The organism is Paenarthrobacter sp. CC6 (assembly GCF_040560085.1).
Classification (GTDB): Bacteria; Actinomycetota; Actinomycetes; order Actinomycetales; family Micrococcaceae; genus Arthrobacter; species Arthrobacter nicotinovorans.
In genome coordinates this window covers 133,926-152,859 of record NZ_JARDAN010000013.1, presented here as the reverse complement: position 1 = coordinate 152,859, position 18,934 = coordinate 133,926, and the positions used below count along the sequence as shown (strand labels likewise).

19 protein-coding genes are annotated in these 18,934 nt (G+C 65.7%); 5 read left to right on the top strand and 14 right to left on the bottom strand.

The window, feature by feature from the left end:
• Positions 1-58: 58 nt before the first annotated feature.
• Positions 59-1,225 carry a glycosyltransferase family 9 protein gene (locus PV760_RS14700; protein ID WP_354628128.1) on the top strand — a complete coding sequence of 389 codons (1,167 nt, stop codon included), beginning with the start codon at positions 59-61 and terminating at the stop codon, positions 1,223-1,225.
• Here the strand turns inward: PV760_RS14700 and PV760_RS14695 are convergent.
• The 7 genes from PV760_RS14695 to PV760_RS14665 are packed head-to-tail and all read right to left on the bottom strand — an operon-like array spanning position 1,191 to position 8,006.
• Positions 1,191-1,886 carry an SDR family oxidoreductase gene (locus PV760_RS14695; RefSeq protein WP_018778361.1) on the bottom strand — a complete coding sequence of 232 codons (696 nt, stop codon included), beginning with the start codon at positions 1,884-1,886 and terminating at the stop codon, positions 1,191-1,193. The genes PV760_RS14700 and PV760_RS14695 overlap by 35 nt on opposite strands.
• Positions 1,887-1,915: 29 nt before the next feature.
• A complete protein-coding gene (locus PV760_RS14690) occupies positions 1,916-3,343 on the bottom strand; it encodes a PfkB family carbohydrate kinase (protein WP_354628127.1) in 1,428 nt (475 codons plus the stop codon).
• Positions 3,340-4,032 (bottom strand): D-sedoheptulose-7-phosphate isomerase, encoded by a 693-nt coding sequence (locus PV760_RS14685; RefSeq protein ID WP_502921445.1) that lies wholly within the window; start codon positions 4,030-4,032, stop codon positions 3,340-3,342. The genes PV760_RS14690 and PV760_RS14685 overlap by 4 nt, the downstream gene beginning before the upstream one ends.
• Complete coding sequence (locus tag PV760_RS14680; RefSeq protein WP_018778364.1) at positions 4,029-5,297, bottom strand: glycosyltransferase; 1,269 nt, start codon at positions 5,295-5,297, stop codon at positions 4,029-4,031. Before PV760_RS14680 ends, PV760_RS14685 begins: the two co-directional genes overlap by 4 nt.
• Complete coding sequence (locus PV760_RS14675; protein WP_354628126.1) at positions 5,294-6,370, bottom strand: glycosyltransferase; 1,077 nt, start codon at positions 6,368-6,370, stop codon at positions 5,294-5,296. Before PV760_RS14675 ends, PV760_RS14680 begins: the two co-directional genes overlap by 4 nt.
• Positions 6,367-7,455, bottom strand: coding sequence for a glycosyltransferase family 9 protein (locus tag PV760_RS14670; protein WP_354628125.1), 1,089 nt, complete (start codon positions 7,453-7,455; stop codon positions 6,367-6,369). Before PV760_RS14670 ends, PV760_RS14675 begins: the two co-directional genes overlap by 4 nt.
• Positions 7,452-8,006: a D-glycero-alpha-D-manno-heptose-1,7-bisphosphate 7-phosphatase gene (locus PV760_RS14665; protein ID WP_018778367.1), complete on the bottom strand. Its 555-nt coding sequence runs from the start codon at positions 8,004-8,006 to the stop codon at positions 7,452-7,454. Before PV760_RS14665 ends, PV760_RS14670 begins: the two co-directional genes overlap by 4 nt.
• Before the next feature lie 86 nt (positions 8,007-8,092).
• On the opposite strand from PV760_RS14665, the gene PV760_RS14660 reads away from it, so the two are divergent.
• The gene (locus PV760_RS14660) at positions 8,093-9,055 is read left to right on the top strand and encodes a glycosyltransferase family 9 protein (protein ID WP_354628124.1); all 963 of its coding nucleotides are present in this window, start codon (positions 8,093-8,095) and stop codon (positions 9,053-9,055) included.
• A gap of 13 nt (positions 9,056-9,068) precedes the next feature.
• Here PV760_RS14660 and PV760_RS14655 read toward each other — a convergent pair whose 3' ends face one another.
• The gene (locus PV760_RS14655) at positions 9,069-9,845 is read right to left on the bottom strand and encodes a sigma-70 family RNA polymerase sigma factor (RefSeq protein ID WP_354628123.1); all 777 of its coding nucleotides are present in this window, start codon (positions 9,843-9,845) and stop codon (positions 9,069-9,071) included.
• Positions 9,846-9,979: 134 nt separating this feature from the next.
• Between PV760_RS14655 and PV760_RS14650 the strand changes: the two genes are divergently transcribed.
• Complete coding sequence (locus tag PV760_RS14650; protein ID WP_018778370.1) at positions 9,980-10,720, top strand: GAF and ANTAR domain-containing protein; 741 nt, start codon at positions 9,980-9,982, stop codon at positions 10,718-10,720.
• Between the two features lie 10 nt (positions 10,721-10,730).
• Here PV760_RS14650 and PV760_RS14645 read toward each other — a convergent pair whose 3' ends face one another.
• Together PV760_RS14645 and helR are read right to left on the bottom strand one after the other, a co-directional pair.
• On the bottom strand, positions 10,731-11,576 hold the full coding sequence (locus PV760_RS14645; protein WP_039239123.1) for a Cof-type HAD-IIB family hydrolase: 846 nt from the start codon (positions 11,574-11,576) through the stop codon (positions 10,731-10,733).
• An 81-nt stretch (positions 11,577-11,657) separates the two neighbouring features.
• Positions 11,658-13,841, bottom strand: a complete 2,184-nt coding sequence (gene helR, locus PV760_RS14640) for an RNA polymerase recycling motor ATPase HelR (protein ID WP_354628122.1) — start codon at positions 13,839-13,841, stop codon at positions 11,658-11,660.
• 186 nt (positions 13,842-14,027) lie between these two features.
• Between helR and PV760_RS14635 the strand changes: the two genes are divergently transcribed.
• Positions 14,028-14,768, top strand: a complete 741-nt coding sequence (locus PV760_RS14635; protein ID WP_354628121.1) for a class I SAM-dependent methyltransferase — start codon at positions 14,028-14,030, stop codon at positions 14,766-14,768.
• Here PV760_RS14635 and serS read toward each other — a convergent pair whose 3' ends face one another.
• Entirely contained in the window at positions 14,769-16,049 is a 1,281-nt protein-coding gene (gene serS / locus PV760_RS14630; protein ID WP_026267258.1) for a serine--tRNA ligase, read from the bottom strand.
• Between the two features lie 111 nt (positions 16,050-16,160).
• Between serS and PV760_RS14625 the strand changes: the two genes are divergently transcribed.
• Positions 16,161-17,222, top strand: a complete 1,062-nt coding sequence (locus PV760_RS14625) for a diacylglycerol/lipid kinase family protein (RefSeq protein WP_018778375.1) — start codon at positions 16,161-16,163, stop codon at positions 17,220-17,222.
• Here the strand turns inward: PV760_RS14625 and PV760_RS14620 are convergent.
• The 3 genes from PV760_RS14620 to PV760_RS14610 form a co-directional block, all read right to left on the bottom strand.
• Positions 17,219-17,449, bottom strand: coding sequence for a hypothetical protein (locus tag PV760_RS14620; RefSeq protein WP_354628120.1), 231 nt, complete (start codon positions 17,447-17,449; stop codon positions 17,219-17,221). The genes PV760_RS14625 and PV760_RS14620 overlap by 4 nt on opposite strands.
• A gap of 106 nt (positions 17,450-17,555) precedes the next feature.
• On the bottom strand, positions 17,556-18,488 hold the full coding sequence (pheA, locus tag PV760_RS14615) for a prephenate dehydratase (protein ID WP_018778377.1): 933 nt from the start codon (positions 18,486-18,488) through the stop codon (positions 17,556-17,558).
• 50 nt (positions 18,489-18,538) lie between these two features.
• A complete protein-coding gene (locus tag PV760_RS14610; RefSeq protein WP_018778378.1) occupies positions 18,539-18,865 on the bottom strand; it encodes a rhodanese-like domain-containing protein in 327 nt (108 codons plus the stop codon).
• Between the last annotated feature and the right edge of the window lie 69 nt (positions 18,866-18,934).

Sequence of the window (18,934 nt, the reverse complement as noted above, 5' to 3'; positions counted from 1 at the left end):
CACGCGCTTCACACGCCGGACCCGGGAGTTTTCGCTACCTTGAAGAAAGAAACCGCTCATGGATGTTCGTTTGTGTCCCGGAATGGGGCCCGTGCTGGAAAAGTTCCGTGGAGTCCAGCGGATCGCGGTGCTCAGGGGCGGCGGACTGGGCGATTTGATCTACACCTACCCCGCCCTGAATGCACTGAAAAGCGCCTATCCGCAGGCCACTGTCACGCTGCTGGGCACGCCCGTGCACGCAGCCCTGGCCGCCGCTACGGACGGTCCGGTAGACGACGTCGAATTGCTTCCGGTGGCGCGCGGCGTCCACGACGGTCCCCGCAACGGCGAGCACTTCGAGGACGATGCTGAGGACACGGCCGCCCAGGAAGCCTTCTTTGAGGCGATGCGGGCCTGGGAGTTCGACCTTGCGCTCCAGATGCACGGTGGTGGCCGGTTTTCCAACCCCTTCCTGCTCCGGCTGGGGGCGCGGCACACGGCCGGAACGCGCACCAAGGACGCCGAACATCTGGAGCGGAACCTGGACTACGTCTACTACCAGAACGAACCGGAGCGCTGGCTGGAAGTAGCCGGCCTGGCCGGGGCACCCGGCGGTGTCCCCGCTGTCCTGCTCCCCAAGCACGGGCACCGGCAGAACATTGCCGGGTTAAGGGACCCTCTGCGGTCATCGCTGGTGGTGGTCCACCCGGGTGCCACCGATCCGCGAAGGCGGTGGCCGGCGTCGAACTTTGCCGAAGCTGCGGCGGGCATCGCGGCGGAAGGGGCGCAGGTGCTGGTCGTCGGCGACAGCTCGGAAAAGGCGTTGGCCCAGGAAGTTGCCGGGCTGGCCCGGCGGCAGCTCACGGAGTCCCATCGGCAGGCCGTGACGTCCGTGGCCGGCGAGCTCGACGTCGGAGATCTGGCGGCCCTGCTGGCAGAGGCGTCGGTAATGCTGGCCAGCGACAGCGGCCCACGGCACCTGGCACAAGCACTTGGCACTCCCACTGTGGGGGTCTTCTGGCTGGGCAACGCCATCAATGCCGGCCCGCGCGGGCGGGCCATGCACCGCGTCCACATGTCCTGGGTGACTCGCTGCCCTCGTTGCGGGGCGGACATCACCCAGGTCGGCTGGACGGCTCCGCACTGCGGCCACGACGACACCCTCATCAGGGGCATCGCCGTGGCCGACGTTGTTCAGGACGTGCTGGACCTTACGGCCACGAGCCTTCTTCTGCGGGGCAAATAAGGAGTTCGCGGACCTCGCTGCCGAACGGCTGCGAGAGGGCGAACACCACGGCCTGCGCCACATTGGCGGGATCGTTGAGCTTGGAGTCGTCCTGCGGCTTGTACTGTTCGTCGCGGTCATCGAAGAAGTGGGTCTTCATGCCACCCGGGATGATGGTGGTGACCCCGATGACTCCCCCGGTTTCGGCCGCGAGTGCGCGGCTGAAACCGATCACGCCGAACTTTGACGCGCAGTACGCGGTGGCGTCCGGCAGTGCCCGAAGGCCAAGGGTGGAGGCGATGGTGATGACCCGGCCGCGGGATCCCTTGAGGTACGGCAGGGCTGCCCGGACCACGGAGACCGTTCCCAGGAGGTTGACTCCGATGACCTTTTCCCATTCCTCGGCCGGAACGTCGCCCAGCTTTCCGCAGCGGTCGATCCCTGCGGCAGTGACCACTCCGTCCAGGCCACCCAGGCTTTCGGCGACTTCCTTGACGGCCGATTCCACGGCCTGCCGGTCGGAGACGTCCACTTCCAGGGCTTTGGCCCCCGAGACGTTGCTGACATCCCGGTCAAAGACGAACGGCGTGCCGCCGGCGTCGCGGATGGCCTCAACGATCGCAGCGCCAAGGCCGGAGCCGCCTCCGGTGACGATGACGCGTCCAGGTGTTTGCGTGTTCATGCGGTTCCTTTCGTTGATCCTGCTGATGGTCAGCTGACCTTGGCAAGGGCTGCAGCCAGGCCGCTGGTGGAGCGTGCCGGATGGAAGGGCACTGTGACACAGCGCCCTCCCCACGCCTCAAGGACGCGGGCTTCCGGCAATTCTTCGGGGGTGTAGTCGCCACCTTTGACCCAGATATCGGGCCGGATTCCGCGGAGGCAGGCTTCGGGGGTGTCTTCGTCAAAGACCACCACCGCGTCAACGCATTCGAGCGCCAGCAGCAACTCGGCACGGTCTTCCACACTGACAATGGGCCGATGCGCGCCTTTGAGCCGCCGGACGGATTCGTCCGAGTTCAGGCACACGATCAGGCAGTCGCCCATGCTTCGCGCCGCTGCCAGCGTCCGGGCGTGGCCCGCGTGGAGGAGGTCGAAGCATCCACCCGTGGCCACTACGGTGCCTCCGGCTTCGCGGGTGGATCGGGCCAGGCGGACTCCGTCCTGGCGGAGGTCGGCGCTATCCACCAGTTCCAGACCCTTGGGTTCGACGACGGGTCCCGCCACGGGCGCCACCTGGACCGCTGTTTCGTCCACCACCATTGCGAGCGCGGCCGCACCGCCGGCGGCCAGGAATGCTGAAGCGTCCCCCACGGCCCGCGCGGCAGCTTCCGCCGGGCCCAGTCCTTTGCCCAGGTAAACAGCGAGGCTCCCGGCAAGACGGTCGCCGGCACCACAGGGATCGCTGACGTGGGTCTTCGGGGCCGAAATGCCCTGCGGCTGAGCGCCCGCCGCGAGCAGGACGGCGCCGTCCTCGCCCTTCGTCACCAGCACGGACGCGCTTCCCCACGCGTCCAGCAGGAACCGCCCGGCAACTTCGGCCCCAAGGTGGTTCCCCTCCAGGCCTGCGGCCTTGGCAAAGGCGAGTGCTTCGGCAAAGTTGGGTGTCACCACGGACACTCCCGCCACGGGGACCGAACCGGCGGGGTGCGGATCCCACACCACCGGAACATGCCGGGCAGCTTCCGCGAGCGACGCCCGGATAGCCGGGTTCGCGGTGATTCCCCGCCCGTAATCTGCCACCACCACGGCGTCCGCCGACACGATGGCTCCGAGCATCTCCCCGGTACTGGACGGGACGGGGGCCGGTGAACATCCTTGATCGAACCGGACCATCGGATGCGTTCCGATCCGCACCCGGGTCTTGGTGGGCGTGGGAGCCATCGGGGCTCCGGCGAGCACGGAAACACCAGCCAGTGCGCGCCTGAGGTGGCTTGCGCCGTCGTCGTCCGCCAGCGCGGTAACCAGCGTAACGTCATGGCCGTCGCGCGCCAGCACGGAGGCGACCAGCCCGGCGCCACCCGCCCGACGCCGGACGTCCGCGACGTCGACCACCGGCACCGGCGCGTCGGGGCTCAGCCGGGTGGCGGCACCGTTGATGTCGACATCCAGGAGCAGATCGCCAACAACCGTGATCTTCATGGTCGGCCACCCACCTGAGTGCCGGCACGCCGTGCGATCTCCGCGTCAAAGGCCCGGCACACGGCGTGGACCGCGATGAGGTGGCCTTCCTGCGCGTTGGCTGCGATGGCGTCCACTGTGACGGCTTGGTCGCAGGCGTCGGCGAGCGGGTTGGGGCCAGGGCCGGTGAGGGCCCAGGTAACGATGCCGCGGTCACGCGCCGCACGGACAGCTTTGAGCAGGTTGGGACTGCGTCCGCTGGTGGACAGAAGCATCAGTACGTCACCTGCCCGGCCGTGGGCCCTGACTTGGCGCGCGAACACTTCCTCATAGCCGTAGTCGTTGGACAGTGCGGTGACCGCGGATGACTCGGCGTGGAGGGAGATCGCGGAGAAGGGCGCCCGTTCGTCGTCGAACCTGCCCACCAATTCGGCCGTGAAGTGCTGGGCTTCCGCCGCTGATCCGCCGTTGCCCGCCGCCAGAAGGCGCTGCCCGGACAGCAGCCTGGCTGCCAGCTCCGTTCCCCACCCGGACAGCCGGTGCGATTGCGAGCGCAAGGACTCCAACGCGGGGAGGACGTTGTCCAAGTGCCGGGTGACTTCGGTGTTGTGGGTGGGATCGCCGGGATCGATGACCCAAGGCCCCGGCAGGGCGTCGGGTACGCGGCCCGGGAGCACGGACTCGGTAGTCACACGGCTTTCAAAGGTCACAGCGCCGTTCCTTCCAGTGGTTCCAGGACGTCATCGGCTTGCCGCGACAACCCGGCAGCCAGAACAGATCTGTACGCTTTCTCGGTGTCCGCGGCGATGCGTTCCCAGGAGTACCGGGAACGTGCCCGGCGGGCACCGGCGCGGCCCATGTCAGCACGAAGTTCCGGGTTTCCCAGCAACCTGGCCAGTGCTTCGGCAAGGGCTTCGGGATCCTTGGGCGGGACATGCAGTCCTGTCTTCTGGTCCACGACCGTTTCCCGGAGTCCGCCCACCGCTGCAGCCACCACGGGCACGCCGCAAGCCATTGCCTCGAGGGGAACGATGCCGAACGGCTCGTACCAAGGCGCGCAGACCACGGCATCCGCGCTGCGGAAAATCGCGGGCATGGAACCACGGGGCACTTGGCCGCGCATGGTCATCTTGTCCTCAACGCCGAGCTCTTTGGCCAAGGACCTGAGCCGTTGGGCTTCGGGATCCTCTTCGAGATTGAGGGCGTCCCCGGAACCACCAACAATCAGCAGCTCCACGTCGTTGAAGCCGGCCTCGGCCAGCAGGGGCAGGGCCTGGATGATCAGGTCCACTCCCTTGCGTTGCACCAGGCGACCCACGCTCAGGATGCGGTGCGTGCGGGACTTGGGCTCGGCGTCGGACGTTCCTGTGAAGAGGTTGAGGTCCACGCCGCAGGGCGCGATGGAGATTTTTGACCGGCTGATGCCCAGGGCTTTGAGTTCGAAGACCTCGTCAGGGCACGTGGCGATCACCCAGTCAGCGGTGCGGCCCACCCAGGGTTCCAGCCACTGCCGGGCGGGCGGGCTGGTGTCTGCGGCCCCCTGGTGCCTTCGTTTGACCGAGCCCAGCGCGTGGAAGGTCTGGACCACGGGCACGGGATCGGCAGCTCCCGCCCGACGCGATGCTTGGATTGCCGCGAGGCCGGACATCCAGAAGTGGGCATGGACCACGTCCGGCAGTTGGCCCGCCCAATCGGCGCAGATTCCGTCCGCCAACTCGCCCATGAAAGGCAGCAGTTCGTCCTTGGGAACCCTTTTGGCCGGACCCGCGTCAACGTTGACCACGGTGAGTCCCGGACCAACCTGCACCTTTGCGGGCAGTCCGGGATCGTCGCGCCTGGTGTACACCGTGACCTGATGGCCACGGTCGGCCAAGGCCGAGGAGAGTGCCGCAACGTGGACGTTCTGTCCTCCGGCATCAACGCCTCCCAGGGCAGCCAGCGGACTGGCGTGTTCGGAAACCATGGAGATTTTCATGGGTGCGTCCTCTCTGTGTCATGGCTGGCGCTGGTGTCATGGCTCGCGCTGGTGTCATGGCTGGCGCTGGTGTCATGGCTGGCGGCTGTGTGGCGGCCGACGGGCAGCCCGGCCAGGAGTTCGTCCCAGGCCCGGTGGAATTTGCCCAGACCGTACCGTTCCAAGGCAGCCTCCCTCGCGACGATCCCCATCGCGTACGCGTCCTCGGGGTCATCCAGCAACCGCTTTGCGAACCTTTGGAGTTCGCCGACGTCGTTGGAGACCAAGCCTGCTCCGCGCGGTATCGCCCGGGCCGCTTCGGTGGTGGCCAGGGCCAGTACGGGCATGCCCAGGTGCATGGCTTCCAGCAACGCCAGGCCCAGCGAGGTCCACCGCAGGGGATGCAGGTAGAGGCGGCAGCGGGCCAGCTGCCCGTGGAGTTGCCGGGCGGGCAGGTCTCCGGAGATCCGGAGTCTGTCGTTGCCGAACCCAAGGCTCTCCAGGTCCAGTTCCCGGGGCAGTGCTTCGGCGCCCATTCCGAAGACCCTCAAAGGCCCCACGCCCGCGAATCCCGGGAGCAGGTCCGTTCCGGTGACGCGGCCGCGCCGGACGGGTTCGTTGACCACCACACCCATTTCTTCCAGCTCGCCGGTGTAGAGATGGCCAGGATCCGGGATGCCGTGTTCAATGACCGTGGTGCTTGCCGAGCCCGTGTCCCAGAAAAGCTGGTTGAAGTAGGTCACGTGGACCACCGGTATGCTGCTCTGGTCCGCCAACGGATGCAGCGTGAACGGAACGTCGCCTTTGGGGGTGTTGTGTTCCAGGTACACCGCTGGAAGATCGACACCCGGCCGGCGTCCCAGAATCCGCGCCACTGCCGCGATTTCCTCGGGGCGTTGCAGGACCACTGCGTCCACACTGTCCGGGTCGAGTCCGGCCAGGTCCACTTCCTGAGCCGCGGCTGGCCAGTCACGGCCACCACGCCCCAACCCCCAGGCGCCGCCGTCGGACGTTTTCGGAAGCAGGTATTCATGCCGGCCGCGGACGAAAGCCTCCATCCACCCGCCGTGGACGTGCCACACCAGGATCCTCATGGTTTCCACACCTTTCGCCGGCTGGTCAGGGAGGAGATGCCTCCCAGGAGCCTTTCCACCGCTTCGACCACCTGTTCCGGGGTTACGGAGCTCAGGCATGGGTGGCCGGGGACGGGACAAATGCGGGCACGGGAGTTCTTGCAGGCAGCGTCCTGGTCACCCAGCAGCTCCAAGGGGACGCCGTAAGGAGCCCAACGGATGGCCGGGACCACAGGCGCGAACAAGCACACCACCGGGGTTCCAACCGCTGCCGCCAGATGGGCGGGCCCGGTGTTTCCGGTCACTACGACGGCGGCCCCGGCCAGTATCGCCGCCAGCGTCCGGAGGTTGGTTCCGCCGCCGAGGTTCCTGGCAGAAGGGCCGGCCACCGTTGCCGTGAGAGACGCTTCGCTGGGGCCGCCCGTGACCACCACCCGGTGACCGTAGGCTTCGAGCAATTCCACGGTTGCCGCATGGTGCAGTGCAGGCCAGGCCCTGGCCGGTGCCGCAGCGCCCGGGTGGACCACGATGTAGGGTCCCGCTTCAGCCAGTTCATCCGCCAATCCCTCATGGTCCGGGCCCGGGGTGATGCGCAGTTTGCCGTCGTCACCGTTGGGCAGGACGTAGCCGCCGGCTTCGGCGATGGTGAGGGCACGCACGGTTTCCGGCTGGTCTTCGGGGAAGTCCTCGCCAGGTTTCAGGCGGACGTCCAGGAGGGAGCCGGCGTAGTCCGTGGATGCGCCGGTGATTTTCGTGACCCCGGCGAGCCGCAGAAGCAACGCCAGCGGGAGCGGAGATTGGTGGAAGGACGTGAGGATCACGGCCTCCTGGATGCGGGAGCTGCGGACGAAATCAATGAGTCCGTTGGACATTTCCCCGGTTACGGGCGGGGCCGGATTCACTATCCAGGGCGACGCCCACGTGTGCACCTGGGTCACCCCTGGCAGCATCCCTGCGGCGGCTGCCCCGTCCGGGCCGCAGAGGAGGACGACGTCGTTGGGCCGGCTGCCGTCGGAACGGTTTCCGTTCGCCACAGCACGCAGGGCGGGCCCTGAGAGAAGGACGTCACCCATGCTGTCCAAACGGGCTACCAGGACGCGGCTCATGCAGGGGCGCCCTGTTCTTCCGGCGTCCCTGCGAGAAGCAGTTCCACGGCGTGGCCCAGGTCCATGGCCACCAGCCCTGCAGCGTCGATCTCCTCTTGCCGGGTCACAGGCGTGGGCACCAGCACTCCACGGGAGCCGGCAGCCGTGGCAGCCTCGATGTCGGAGCCGATATCGCCAATGAAGGCAATCTCTTCCGGCGCGATGTCCAAAGTGGTGCACGCGGCCAGGATCATTCCGGGAGCGGGCTTGCGGCATGCGCAGCCGTCTTCCGGTCCATGGGGGCAGATTTCCCACACGTCGAACGGGCCCAGCAGCTGCTCCACCTGGCGGTTCACCGATGCCACCTGGTCCAGGGTCAGCAGCCCGCGGGCCACGCCTGACTGGTTGCTTAACACTCCGGTGGCCAGGCCCGCCGCGCGGACTCTGTCCAGTGCTTCCAGGGCGCCGGCCATGGGCCGCACCAGCTGCGGATCGCCGTTGTACGGCACATCGACAACGAGTGTTCCATCGCGGTCAAACAGGACCGCCTTCAACGTTCCGGTTCCTCCCATACCCGCAACGTTCCCCAGTTCTCCTGACGCTAAACAACGCGGCAGTGAGAAGTTTCGTACCGCTAGACTCACAGCGGGAGGCCTCTATGGACATAGCTTTGGACAGTGACGGGAACCGGAACCAACCCCTGCTGCTTGCCCTGCGCGCCCTGAAACTCGGCGACCTCCTGGTGGCGGTTCCGGCCCTGCGGGGCTTGCGGCGGGCGTTTCCGGAGCACCGGATTTTGTACGCCGGGCCGGCCTGGATCGCGGGGGCCTTGGAGTTGGTGGGCGGTGTTGAACACCTGCCAACACCAGGGTTGGACGAGCCTCTCACCCTTCCGCACGGTTCGGTGGATGTGGCCGTCAACCTGCACGGAAACGGCGCGGAGAGCCGGCTCCGCATTCAGGAACTGGGCGCCAACCGCGTTGTTGCACACGCATCCGACGGAATCGCCGGACCTTCATGGATCACCGGCATTCCGGAACGTGAACGCTGGACCCGCCTGCTCACCTGGCATGGGATCGACGCCGATCCCCTCGACTACCGCCTCAACCGCCCCACCGTCTCCTCGCCACGCCCCGGCGCCACCGTGATCCATGTGGGTGCTGCGTACGGGAGCAGGTTGTGGCCCGTGGAGCGGTTCGCCGACGTCGCTGTCGACCTCGCCGCTGCAGGGCACCGCATCGTCCTCACAGGGGGCGCTTCGGAGCGTGCCCGGGCGGAGGAGGTGGCCGCTTTGGCAAGGCTCAAGGGCGCAAACCTCGACGACGGCGTGCTGGCCGGGCAGCAGGGCCTCGCCGAATTCGCGGCGACCATCGCAGAAGCCCGCCTGGTGATTTCCGCCGACACCGGCGCAGCCCACCTGGCATCCGCCTACGAGCGCCCTTCCGTGGTCCTCTTCGGGCCGGCGCCAGCGGAGGAGTGGGGACCGCCGCCAGGACCGCACGTGGTGCTGACCGCCGTCGAACTCCGCCGCGGTGATGTCTTCTCGGCCGAACCCGACCCCGCACTGTTGGCCGTCAGCGTCCGCAACGTCCTGGACGCCGTGGAGCGTCTTGGCTGCTAGGCAACAGCGGCGGTCAGGGGGCCGTCCCGTTCCGGAGCTGGGCTTCGTCGTCCAGCAGTTGCTTCTGGAGGGCAACCAGAACCCTTGAGAGTTTCCGTGACACCTGCATCTGCGAGATTCCCAGGGCTTCGGCGATGGTGGACTGCGTTTCCTCCCGGTAATAGCGCCGGTAGAGCAGGTGCCGGTCTTCCGCGCTCAATCCGCGGATGGCGTTCCGCAGCGCAAGAACGTCTTCGAGCCTGTCTGTCGGGCAACCGAAGGCGGACAAGGATCCGTGAAGTCCGTCGCGGCCTTCCGCGGCGGGGGCATCCAGCGAATCGGGCCGCTTGCTGGTTCCAGCCGTCAGGGCTTCCTGCACCAGGCCCGACTCAAGCTTCAGGTCCGTTGCCACATCTTGCGGTGACGGCGTCCGCTGCAGGGTTTGGGTCATCTCTTCCGTGCGGGCCAACACTTGGCGCCGCACGTCCTGGATGGGACGCGGTGGCCGCACTACCCAGCAATGGTCGCGAAGGTACCTTTTCACCTCGCCGGCAATTGTTGGGGCTGCGTAGGCCGGGAAGCTGACGCCCTTGGCTTTGTCGTAGCCGCGTGCCGCCTTGATCAGGCCCATGTAGGCAACCTGGCGGACGTCATCCAGGTCATGGGTGTGGGCGGAGTATCGGGCGGCAATGGACTTGGCCAGATTGAGATGGTCCAGGACCAGGCTGTCCTGGAAGCTTTGCCGGATGCTCCCTTCGGGTGCATTGGCGGGGGGTCGTGTCAGGACGTCGGACGGTGGGATTTGTCGCATGGGGCTTCAATCCTCAAACCTGCTGGGGTGGTGAGCCCACGGCAAGACTCCTTAAAAAGAGAAGCACACTTACTATTAGCTTTCAACGGGTTTAGGCTCAAAAGGTAGCCGCGTCCACCGAATCGGAGATTTACATGGAAGAACCACAGCTCGCAGCGCCGAGCACGGTCCTGGCCGATATCCAGGACATGCTGCTCAACACCCCGGATGTGGAAGTGTTCCTCGAGGAGTTGGCACGGCACTCGGCCGGCATGTTCAGCAACTCCGATTCAGAGGTCTACTGCGGAATTACGCTGATGCGTCAGAGGACCGCGGGCACGGTGGCCAGCAGCAGCGAACGTGCGCGGCGACTCGACGAGGTTCAATACGCGTTCGCCGATGGACCTTGCCTCCACGCCTGCCGCGAGGGCACCCAGGTCCACATACCCGACTTTGAAAAAGACAACACCTGGCCGGAATACAACGAGGCCATCACTGGCCACGGCGTACGTTCGGTGTTGGCCGTTCCCTTCCCGCTCCCGGACGACACGTCCACGGCGGGCCTGAACCTGTATTCCGACCGCCCCAACGCCTTCGACGCAGCGGCCGTGCAGCGCGCCAACGACTACGTGGTGCAGGCTTCCAAGGGTCTTCAGCTGGCCATACTGCTGGCACAGCACAGCCAAACAGCGGCAAACCTGCGTGCCGCGATGGAATCCCGCACCGTGATCGACGTGGCGACCGGCATCATCATCGCCCAGAACCGCTGCACCCAGGAAGAAGCGATCGAACTGATCAAGAAGGCTTCGAGCAACCGGAACGTCAAGCTCCGGGTGGTGGCACAGGCAATCGTCGAGTCAGCCGGGGGCGGGCAGGTTCAGACGTACTTCCAGTGAGTACGGATCCTTACAGCAGGCCGCGCAAAACCAGCGCCGCGCCGTCGTCGAGCACTGACGCGGTGACCTCGTCCGCGACGGCGAGCACCTCATCGGGAGCCTGGCCCATGGCGATGCCGCGGCCGGCCCAGGTGAGCATCTCGATGTCGTTGCGGCCGTCCCCGACGGCCACCGTGTTGGCCTGGTCCGTGCCGAGCCGACGGCGGAGGGCCTCCAGGGCGCTGGCCTTGGTGACCCCTTCAGCGGCGATGTCCAACCAGGCCGTCCAGCCGACGGAGTAGGTCACGCCGGAAAGCCCGATGTGCCGGATGGCCTCGTTGAACTCTTCGGATGTGTTCTCGCTGCTGAACACCACTACGCGGACGGCTGTGGCATCGAGCATCGTCTGGAAATCGACACCGATGGACTCCACGCCGAAGCTGGCATCCTGGAAACGCTCCGTGGAAAGGAAGTTGCCGTCCTCGTCCTCCAGGGCGTACTTGGCGTTGGGCAGCCGTTCCCGCAGTGCCTTCAGGGCGGGGGCGGGGTCGAACGTTGCTTTGTGGATGATCTCGTAACCGGATTCCAAGGCGGGATCCAGTCGGAGGGTTACGCCGCCGTTGCAGCACACTGCATAGCCCCGCTCCATGCCGATCTGCTGGATGATCGGCAGCGTCGCGTTGAGGGACCGGCCGGTGGCGATCATGACGTCGTGCCCCTTGGCGACCACTGCCTGGGCAGCGGAGCGAACCTCTTGAGTCATGTGGCCGTCATGGTCAACCAGGGTGCCATCTACGTCCAGGGCGATCATGAGCTTGGTGTTTTCGTTGGGCTGGTCATCGATGCCAGCAACTGGAGTATCAGTCAAAATAGTCATGCTTCCAGTAGACCAGACACCGCCGACACTCAACTAGGACCGGCGCCACAGCGGGCGGTTAACGGAGCGTGAACAGTGTCATCACAGTGCGCTCCGGAGGATGGCGAGTTGCTGCGTTGCCCGGGTCATCGCCACGTACCGGTCCACGGCGCCTTCGATCCCGGCACCGAAATCGTCCGGGTCGATGAGGACCACGAGGTCGAATTCAAGGCCCTTGGACACCTCCGGGGTGAGCCGGCCGACCCGCTCCCACTGCGGGTTTTCGCCCAGGACCGGCTGGCTGATGACGCAGGCGGTGCCCTCACTGTTCGCATCGAGCCACGCATCCACTATCGTCTCCAGGTCCTCTCTCACGCCATGGACCACCGGGATCCCGCTGCTGCGGACCGAGGTGGGTACGTTCGCGTCCGGGAGGGCGGCACGGATGACGGGTTCGGCCTCCACCATGACTTCTTCGGGAGTGCGGTAGTTGATGCTGAGGCCGGCCAGGGCAACATTTTCCATGCCCACCCGGTGAAGGCGTTCCTCCCACGATTCCGTAAACCCGTGCCGGGCCTGGGCGCGGTCCCCCACCACTGTGAAGCTACGGGACGGGCAGCGCTGCAGCAGCATCCGCCACTCTGCGTCCGTCAGCTCCTGGGCCTCGTCCACCACGATGTGCGCGAAAGGTCCGGTGAGGACATCCGGATCGGGTATTTCCACAGTTTCCTGGCCTGCCAGCTTTTCCCTCATGTCGTCGCCGCGCAGCATGTACATTTCCAGGTTCTCGGAATCATCGGCGGCAATGAGGTCGTCCACCACCCGGTCCATGAGTTCGCGCTCCGCCGCCAGGACCGCCGCCTGCCGCCGGCGTCGCGTGGATGCCTCCGGGTCGCCGAGGCGCAACCGAGCCGAATCCAGCAACGGGAGGTCGGCCGTAGTCCACGCCTCCGGGTTTTCGCGATGAAGCATCTCCCGCTCCCCGGGCTGCAGGTGCGGAGCGCACAACCGGAGGTAGGCCGGCACGCGCCACAGGTCCGCCACCAGGGCTGCGTAATCGAGAAGCGGCCACGCCCTGTTGAAGGCCGACTGCAGCTCCGCGCTCTGGCTCAAAGCCCTGCGCAGCAATGCCTCTGGAACATCGTGCTCGCCCAGCTTGTCCGCCAGGATCTCAAGCAAAGCATCCCAGACATCGTCCCGGGCTTCATTGTGCGGCGTACCGGGCTCGGCCGCGTCAAAAGCCTCCCCCCAATCGTCGCTGCCCAGCCAAATATCGGCATAGGGGGTCTCCACTTCCATGCCCTCGGTTGGCGGCTCTTCGTAAAACCTCACACCGCGTTCAATTGCCTTGATCATCTCCACGGAAGATTTGAGCCGGGCAACCTCAGCATCGCGTTCGACGCCGGCACCGGCACCTTCGGGGACAAGGTCCCGCAACGTGCACGTTTGCACGCCCTCCTCCCCCAGGCTTGGGAGGACATCGGCCACGTACGCCAAATAGCGCTGATGCGGCCCGACGAACAGTACGTCGCTTCTTCCGTGGTTGTTGCGGTGGCTGAGCCGGGGATCGGAGTACAGAAGGTAGGCCGTGCGGTGCAGGGCAACCACCGTCTTACCGGTACCAGGACCGCCGTCGACCACCAGCGCCCCACGCGAGCCGGCACGGATGATCCGGTCCTGGTCGGATTGGATAGTCCCCAGGACATCCCGCATCCGCGGCGAGCGGCTGCTCCCAAGGCTCGCGATAAAGGCGGACTGGTCATCAAGCGCGGCATTTCCTTCCATGCCGTCAGCGGTGAAAACTTCGTCCCAGTAGTCGGTCACCCTGGCACGGGTCCAGCGGTACCGGCGCCGGCTCACCAGGCCCATCGGCTTGGCATGTGTTGCTCCGAAGAACGGTTCGGCAGCGGGTGACCGCCAATCGATCAGGAGCCTCTTCCCCTGGCTGTCGGTGAGGCCCAGCCTGCCGACGTAAACCGGTTCCGGGCTACCGGCTGTCACCATGCGGCCAAGACACAGATCCAATCCAAAGCGGCGGAGTCCCCGCAGCCGGGCAGTAAGCCTGTGGATCTCCTGGTCGCGGTCCAAGGCAGCCTGGCCACGGCCGCCGGGCTGCTTGCGGGTGACCTCCAACCGGGCGGACAGTTCAGCGATCGATTCCTCAAGGCTGGTTGCAATGGCGTCGAACTGCCGCTCATCGGCGCCGATCAGTTGCGGATCCGCTTTGCGTGCAAGGTGCCCGGGCAGGGCAAAGGCACTGGTACCCAGGCGGTTGTTTTCAGGCATCCCACGACTCCCTTTTGCGTTGGTTATGGGGTTCGGGGATCAATTGTTCGGCACCAGGGGGGCCTTGCCGCAAGCCCCCGGGTGGGTTATACATTGAATATGGAAGGGATAATTCCCTTCCTTTTTTGTGCCCGTTTCATGCCCGGGTTGCGTGCCCGCCCCTTGCGCGTTGGGTAGGGTTGCCGGATGCGTTCACGACTGACCGGAACCCAGCTCTCCGCACTCTACGACCTGGAAAACCGCTGGGCAGAGGACGACGATTTCTTCTTCGACTTCGTGAACGAGCAAGCAAACCGACGGGTCCTGGACCTGGGGTGCGGGACGGGGAGAATCACCTTGGCGTTGGCCGCCCAGGGGCATGACATGGTGGGCGTCGACCCGAATCCCGACTCCCTCGCGGCCGCCCGCGGCAAGCCTGGCGCTGATGGTGTCAGGTGGATCGCAGGCACATCGGCCCAGATCCCGGAGGGGGAAGTTTTCGACGTCGCAATCATGACGGCGCACGTCGCCCAGGCCATCCACGACGACGGCGAATGGTCCCGTACGCTTGCCGACGTTCACCGCGCGTTGATACCCGGGGGGCGGTTGGCCTTCGATTCCCGGGACCCTGATGCCAGGGGGTGGGAGGGCTGGACGCCGACGGCGACGCGGCGCCGGCACACGCTTCCCGACGGCACCGCGGTGGAAACGTGGATGGAGAGTGATCAGCTCCGCGAAGGACTCGTAACCCTCACCGAATACCGAGTCCTCGACGAAAGCAGCAGTGAGACAGGGACCTCGATGCTTGCGTTCCGCCCAGAGGAACAACTGCGCCGGGATCTGGGCACAGCGGGATTCACCGTGGAAAGGATCCTCGGCGGCTGGGCCGGCGAAAGCGTGGGCAGCGGCCAGGGCGAGCTGATCGTCCTGGCGCGCAAGCCCAGCTGACTAAAGAACCGGAAGGACCTCAAGGCCACCAAGGTACTTCTGCAGCGCCTTGGGAACGTTGACCGAACCATCAGGGTTCTGGTGGTGCTCAAGGATGGCCACGATCCAGCGCGTAGTGGCCAGGGTGCCGTTCAGCGTTGCAACGGCACGTGTTCCCTTGGCTACGCCTTCGTCGTTGACCACGCGTTCGCGGATGTTCAGGCGGCGGGCCTGGAACGTGGTGCAGTTGGACGTGGACGTGAGCTCACGGTAGGCGTTCTGCGTGGGAACCCAGGCTTCACAGTCGAACTTCCGGGCCGCGGACATGCCGAGATCACCGGCAGCGGTGTCGATGACGCGGTAGGGAAGCTCGCACTTGGCCAGCATCTCCTCTTCCCAGGCCAGCAGGCGCTCGTGCTCGGCGGCTGCTTCTTCAACCGTGGTGTAGATGAACATCTCCACCTTGTTGAACTGATGCACACGGATGATGCCGCGGGTGTCCTTGCCGTGCGAACCGGCCTCGCGGCGGTAGCAGGAGCTCTGGCCGGCGTAGCGGATGGGGCCTGCTGAGAGGTCCAGGATTTCGTCGGCGTGGTAGCCGGCGAGGGCCACCTCCGAGGTTCCCACCAGGTAAAGGTCGTCTTCAGCGAGACGGTAGATCTCGGCGTCGTGCTTTACGTCGAAACCGGTGCCCTGCATGGTCTCCGGACGCACCAAAGTGGGGGTGATCATGGGGACGAAGCCGGCGTCGATGGCCTGCTCCATGGCCATCTGCAGCAGTGCCATTTCCAGCCGGGCGCCCACGCCGCGGAGGAAGTAGAAGCGTGAGCCGGAAACCTTGGCGCCACGCTCCATGTCGATCGCGCCGATCAGTTCACCGATTTCCAGGTGGTCCTTCGGCTCAAAGTCGGTGAACTCACGCGGTGTACCGACGGTCTTGACCACAACGTAGTCGTCCTCGCCGCCCTCGGGAACGCCGTCCACTACCAGGTTGGGGATGACGCGCAGCAGCTCGTCCTGCTTGGCCTGGGCAGCGGCTGCCTCTGCGGACGCGGCCTTCACCGAGTTGGCAAGTTCCTTGACCTCGGCCAGCAGGGCCTGCTTCTCCTCGCCCTTGGCCTGGGCCACCTTTTTGCCGAAGGCGTTCTGCTCGGCGCGGAGGGTCTCGTGGCGGATCAGCGCAGCACGGCGGTCGGAGTCAGCGGAGATGATCGCGTCCACAACGGACTCGTCGGCGCCACGGGCGCGCTGGCTGGCACGGAACTTGTCCGGATTTTCGCTGAGGTCTTTTACGTCGATCACCACACAAGACTATCGAATCAGCCACGGATTTCCGGTCCGCAGGGCCAAAAGCGGGCAGCTCTGCGGACGCGGCAAAGTCAGGGGTGCCCATGAGGATAGTGTTGGAGCACGATGAACGACTGGATCCTGTACGTGATTCTCGCTGGGGGCGTGGCTTTTGCCGTCTCGAGCTGGTGGGGCGTGCGCAGGCTGAAAGCCAGGCACATCAGGAGTGCGGTACGGGAGGAAGCACACAAGCCCGGCCCGGGAGACCAAAAGGTCGCCGTGATCCTCAACCCCGTCAAGAACAACGCCGCAGTGGCCCGCCAGGCGATCATTGATGCTTGCGACCTCGCCGGTTGGGACGCTCCGAAATTCTTCGAAACCACGGTGGAGGATCCCGGTTACGGCCAGTCGCGCCAGGCCTTGGCGGACGGGGCCGACGTCGTTCTGGCGTGCGGCGGCGACGGTACCGTACGCGTTGTGGCCGAGTCGCTGGCGCATAAGGACGTTGCCATGGGCCTGGTCCCGTTGGGCACGGGAAACCTGCTGGCACGCAACGTGGACCTGGACGTCACGAACCTCGCCGAGTGCATCCAGACGGCCTTGTTTGGCCACCAGCGCTACATCGATACCGCCACCATGGGGATCGAGAACGACATCACGGGGACCAAAGGGGAACACACATTCCTGGTCATCGCGGGCATGGGCCTGGACGCTGAGGTCGTCGGAGACACGAAGGAAGACCTCAAGAAAAGCGTCGGCTGGCTCGCCTACACGGAGGCGGGTGTCCGGCACCTGCCCGGCCGCCGAAAACGCGTCACCATCACCATGGATGACGAGCCCGAGCAGGCACGCAAAATCCGTAGTGTCCTGTTTGCCAACTGTGGTTTGATCCCCGGCGGCATCGACTTCATCCCGCAGGCCATGATCGACGACGGCATGCTGGACATCGTGGTGATGAGCCCCCGCAGCGCCTTTGGGTGGCTGGCCATGTACACAAAGGTCCTGTTCAAGCACAACCGGAACCTGCCCATGATGAGCTTCTACCGGTCCGGCAAAGTGGTGATCCGCAGCCAGGAACCCATGGCCACACAGCTCGACGGCGACCCGTCGGGTGAAGCGACGACCGTCACCGTTCAGGTGGCCCCGGGTTCCCTGCTGGTGCGGGTGCCGAAGGCAAAGTCCGTCTAGACCGAACCGGCGTCCGGCCGGGCGGCCTTCTCTTCAGCTTCCTCAGTGGCGGCTTTTGCGGCCGCGCGGGCCTCGGCCTGCTCCTTGATCATTGCTTGTTCTTCTTCAAAGCGGAGCCGGTCTGCCCGATCGGCTTCATCGCCATTCCAGTCGTCCTGGTTTTCGCCTGTGGGCTTCGGATTGACGATCATGCCTTGGCCGTCTTTGTCATCCCGGTGTACAGACATGACCGCTCCTTTCGTTGATGCATTCATCCATCGTTTGTGGATCAAGCAAGCATACGCACAGTTCTGCCAAGGGGAAAGGGCGTTGGCCGTGCCCTGTGGAGAAGGCTTACTGGCCCTTCAGGATCGAGTCGACCCAGGCGTGCGCGGACGCGAAGGCAGCGTCTGAAGTGTGTGGGGCAACCACAGCAGGCTGCTTGTCGGCCCGCGCGTAGGAGCCAAGGAAGCGCGTTGCCGGGCTGATCCGGTGAAGGCCGGCCAAGGCATCAGCCACCCGCGAATCGGAGGCGTGGCCGTCGGCGTCGATGCTGAAGAAATAGTGGCCAAGGTACTGACCCGTGGGCCGGGATTCGATGCGGCTGAGGTTCACGCCCCGGGAGGCGAACTGATCCAGGATCTCCATGAGGGCACCGGGATGGTCCTCGGGCAGCGGCACAACGACGGTGGTCTTGTCGGCACCGGTCCGTTCCGGCAAAGCTCCGGGCCGGCTCACCAGGATGAACCGGGTCACGGCGTCCGGGTTGTCTCCGATGTTCCGTGCCAGGACGTTGAGGCCGGGTTGCTCGTCGGCAATCAGCGGGCCGCAGATGGCGGCTTCGTAGGGCGCATCCTCGTCCAGCAACCCCATGGCCGCCGCTGCCGTGGACGAACCCGGAACGTAATCGGCCCCCGGCAAATGCGTATCCACCCAGAGCCGGCATTGCGCCCAGGCGTGCCCGTGCGTGGAGATCCGCTTGATGTCGGAAAGCCCGACGCCGGGCCTCGCCACGAGCACGAAGGTGATGGGAACAAGGGCCTCGCGGATGATCCGCAGCTCCTGTCCCGTGGCAATCGCGTCCAGGGTGGCAGTAACCCCGCCCTCCACCGAGTTTTCGATGGGAACCATGGCCGCGTCCGCTTCGCCCTGGCGCACCCGTTCGAGTGCCGTATTGACGTTGGTGCAGGGAATCCGTGTGGCGTCAGCAGCACCCGGGACCTGCAGGAGGGCCGCTTCAGTGAACGTGCCTTCAGGTCCCAGGAAGGTGTATGTAGCTGCTGGCATTGAGTATTCCTTGCTGGTTGTATACGAGGTTGGTGACGGCCGGGCGGGGGCTACAGCACCACTGGCTTGAGGCCGTTGTCAGAGACCATCGGCTTGCCGGCTTCGAACCACATGTCCATTCCGCCGGCGACGTTCACGGCCGAGTAGCCCTGGCCAACCAGCCACTGGACCGCGCGGAAGGACCGCCCACCGGTCCTGCAGATGACGAAGAAGTCCTCGTCCGGATCAAGTTCGTCCAAGCGCGCGGGCAACTGGTCCATGGGGATATGGCGTGCACCTTCGGCGTGCCCGGCCACCCATTCGTAGTCTTCGCGGACGTCCAGGATGCTGGCACCGGCCGGAATATCGCCCACAGGCACGGTATCGAAGTCGCTCATGGTGGATCCTTCCCATCGATTAAGGTCAGCATCCAGCCTAGTCCCCGGAGCCTGGCCCCGTAACGCGGC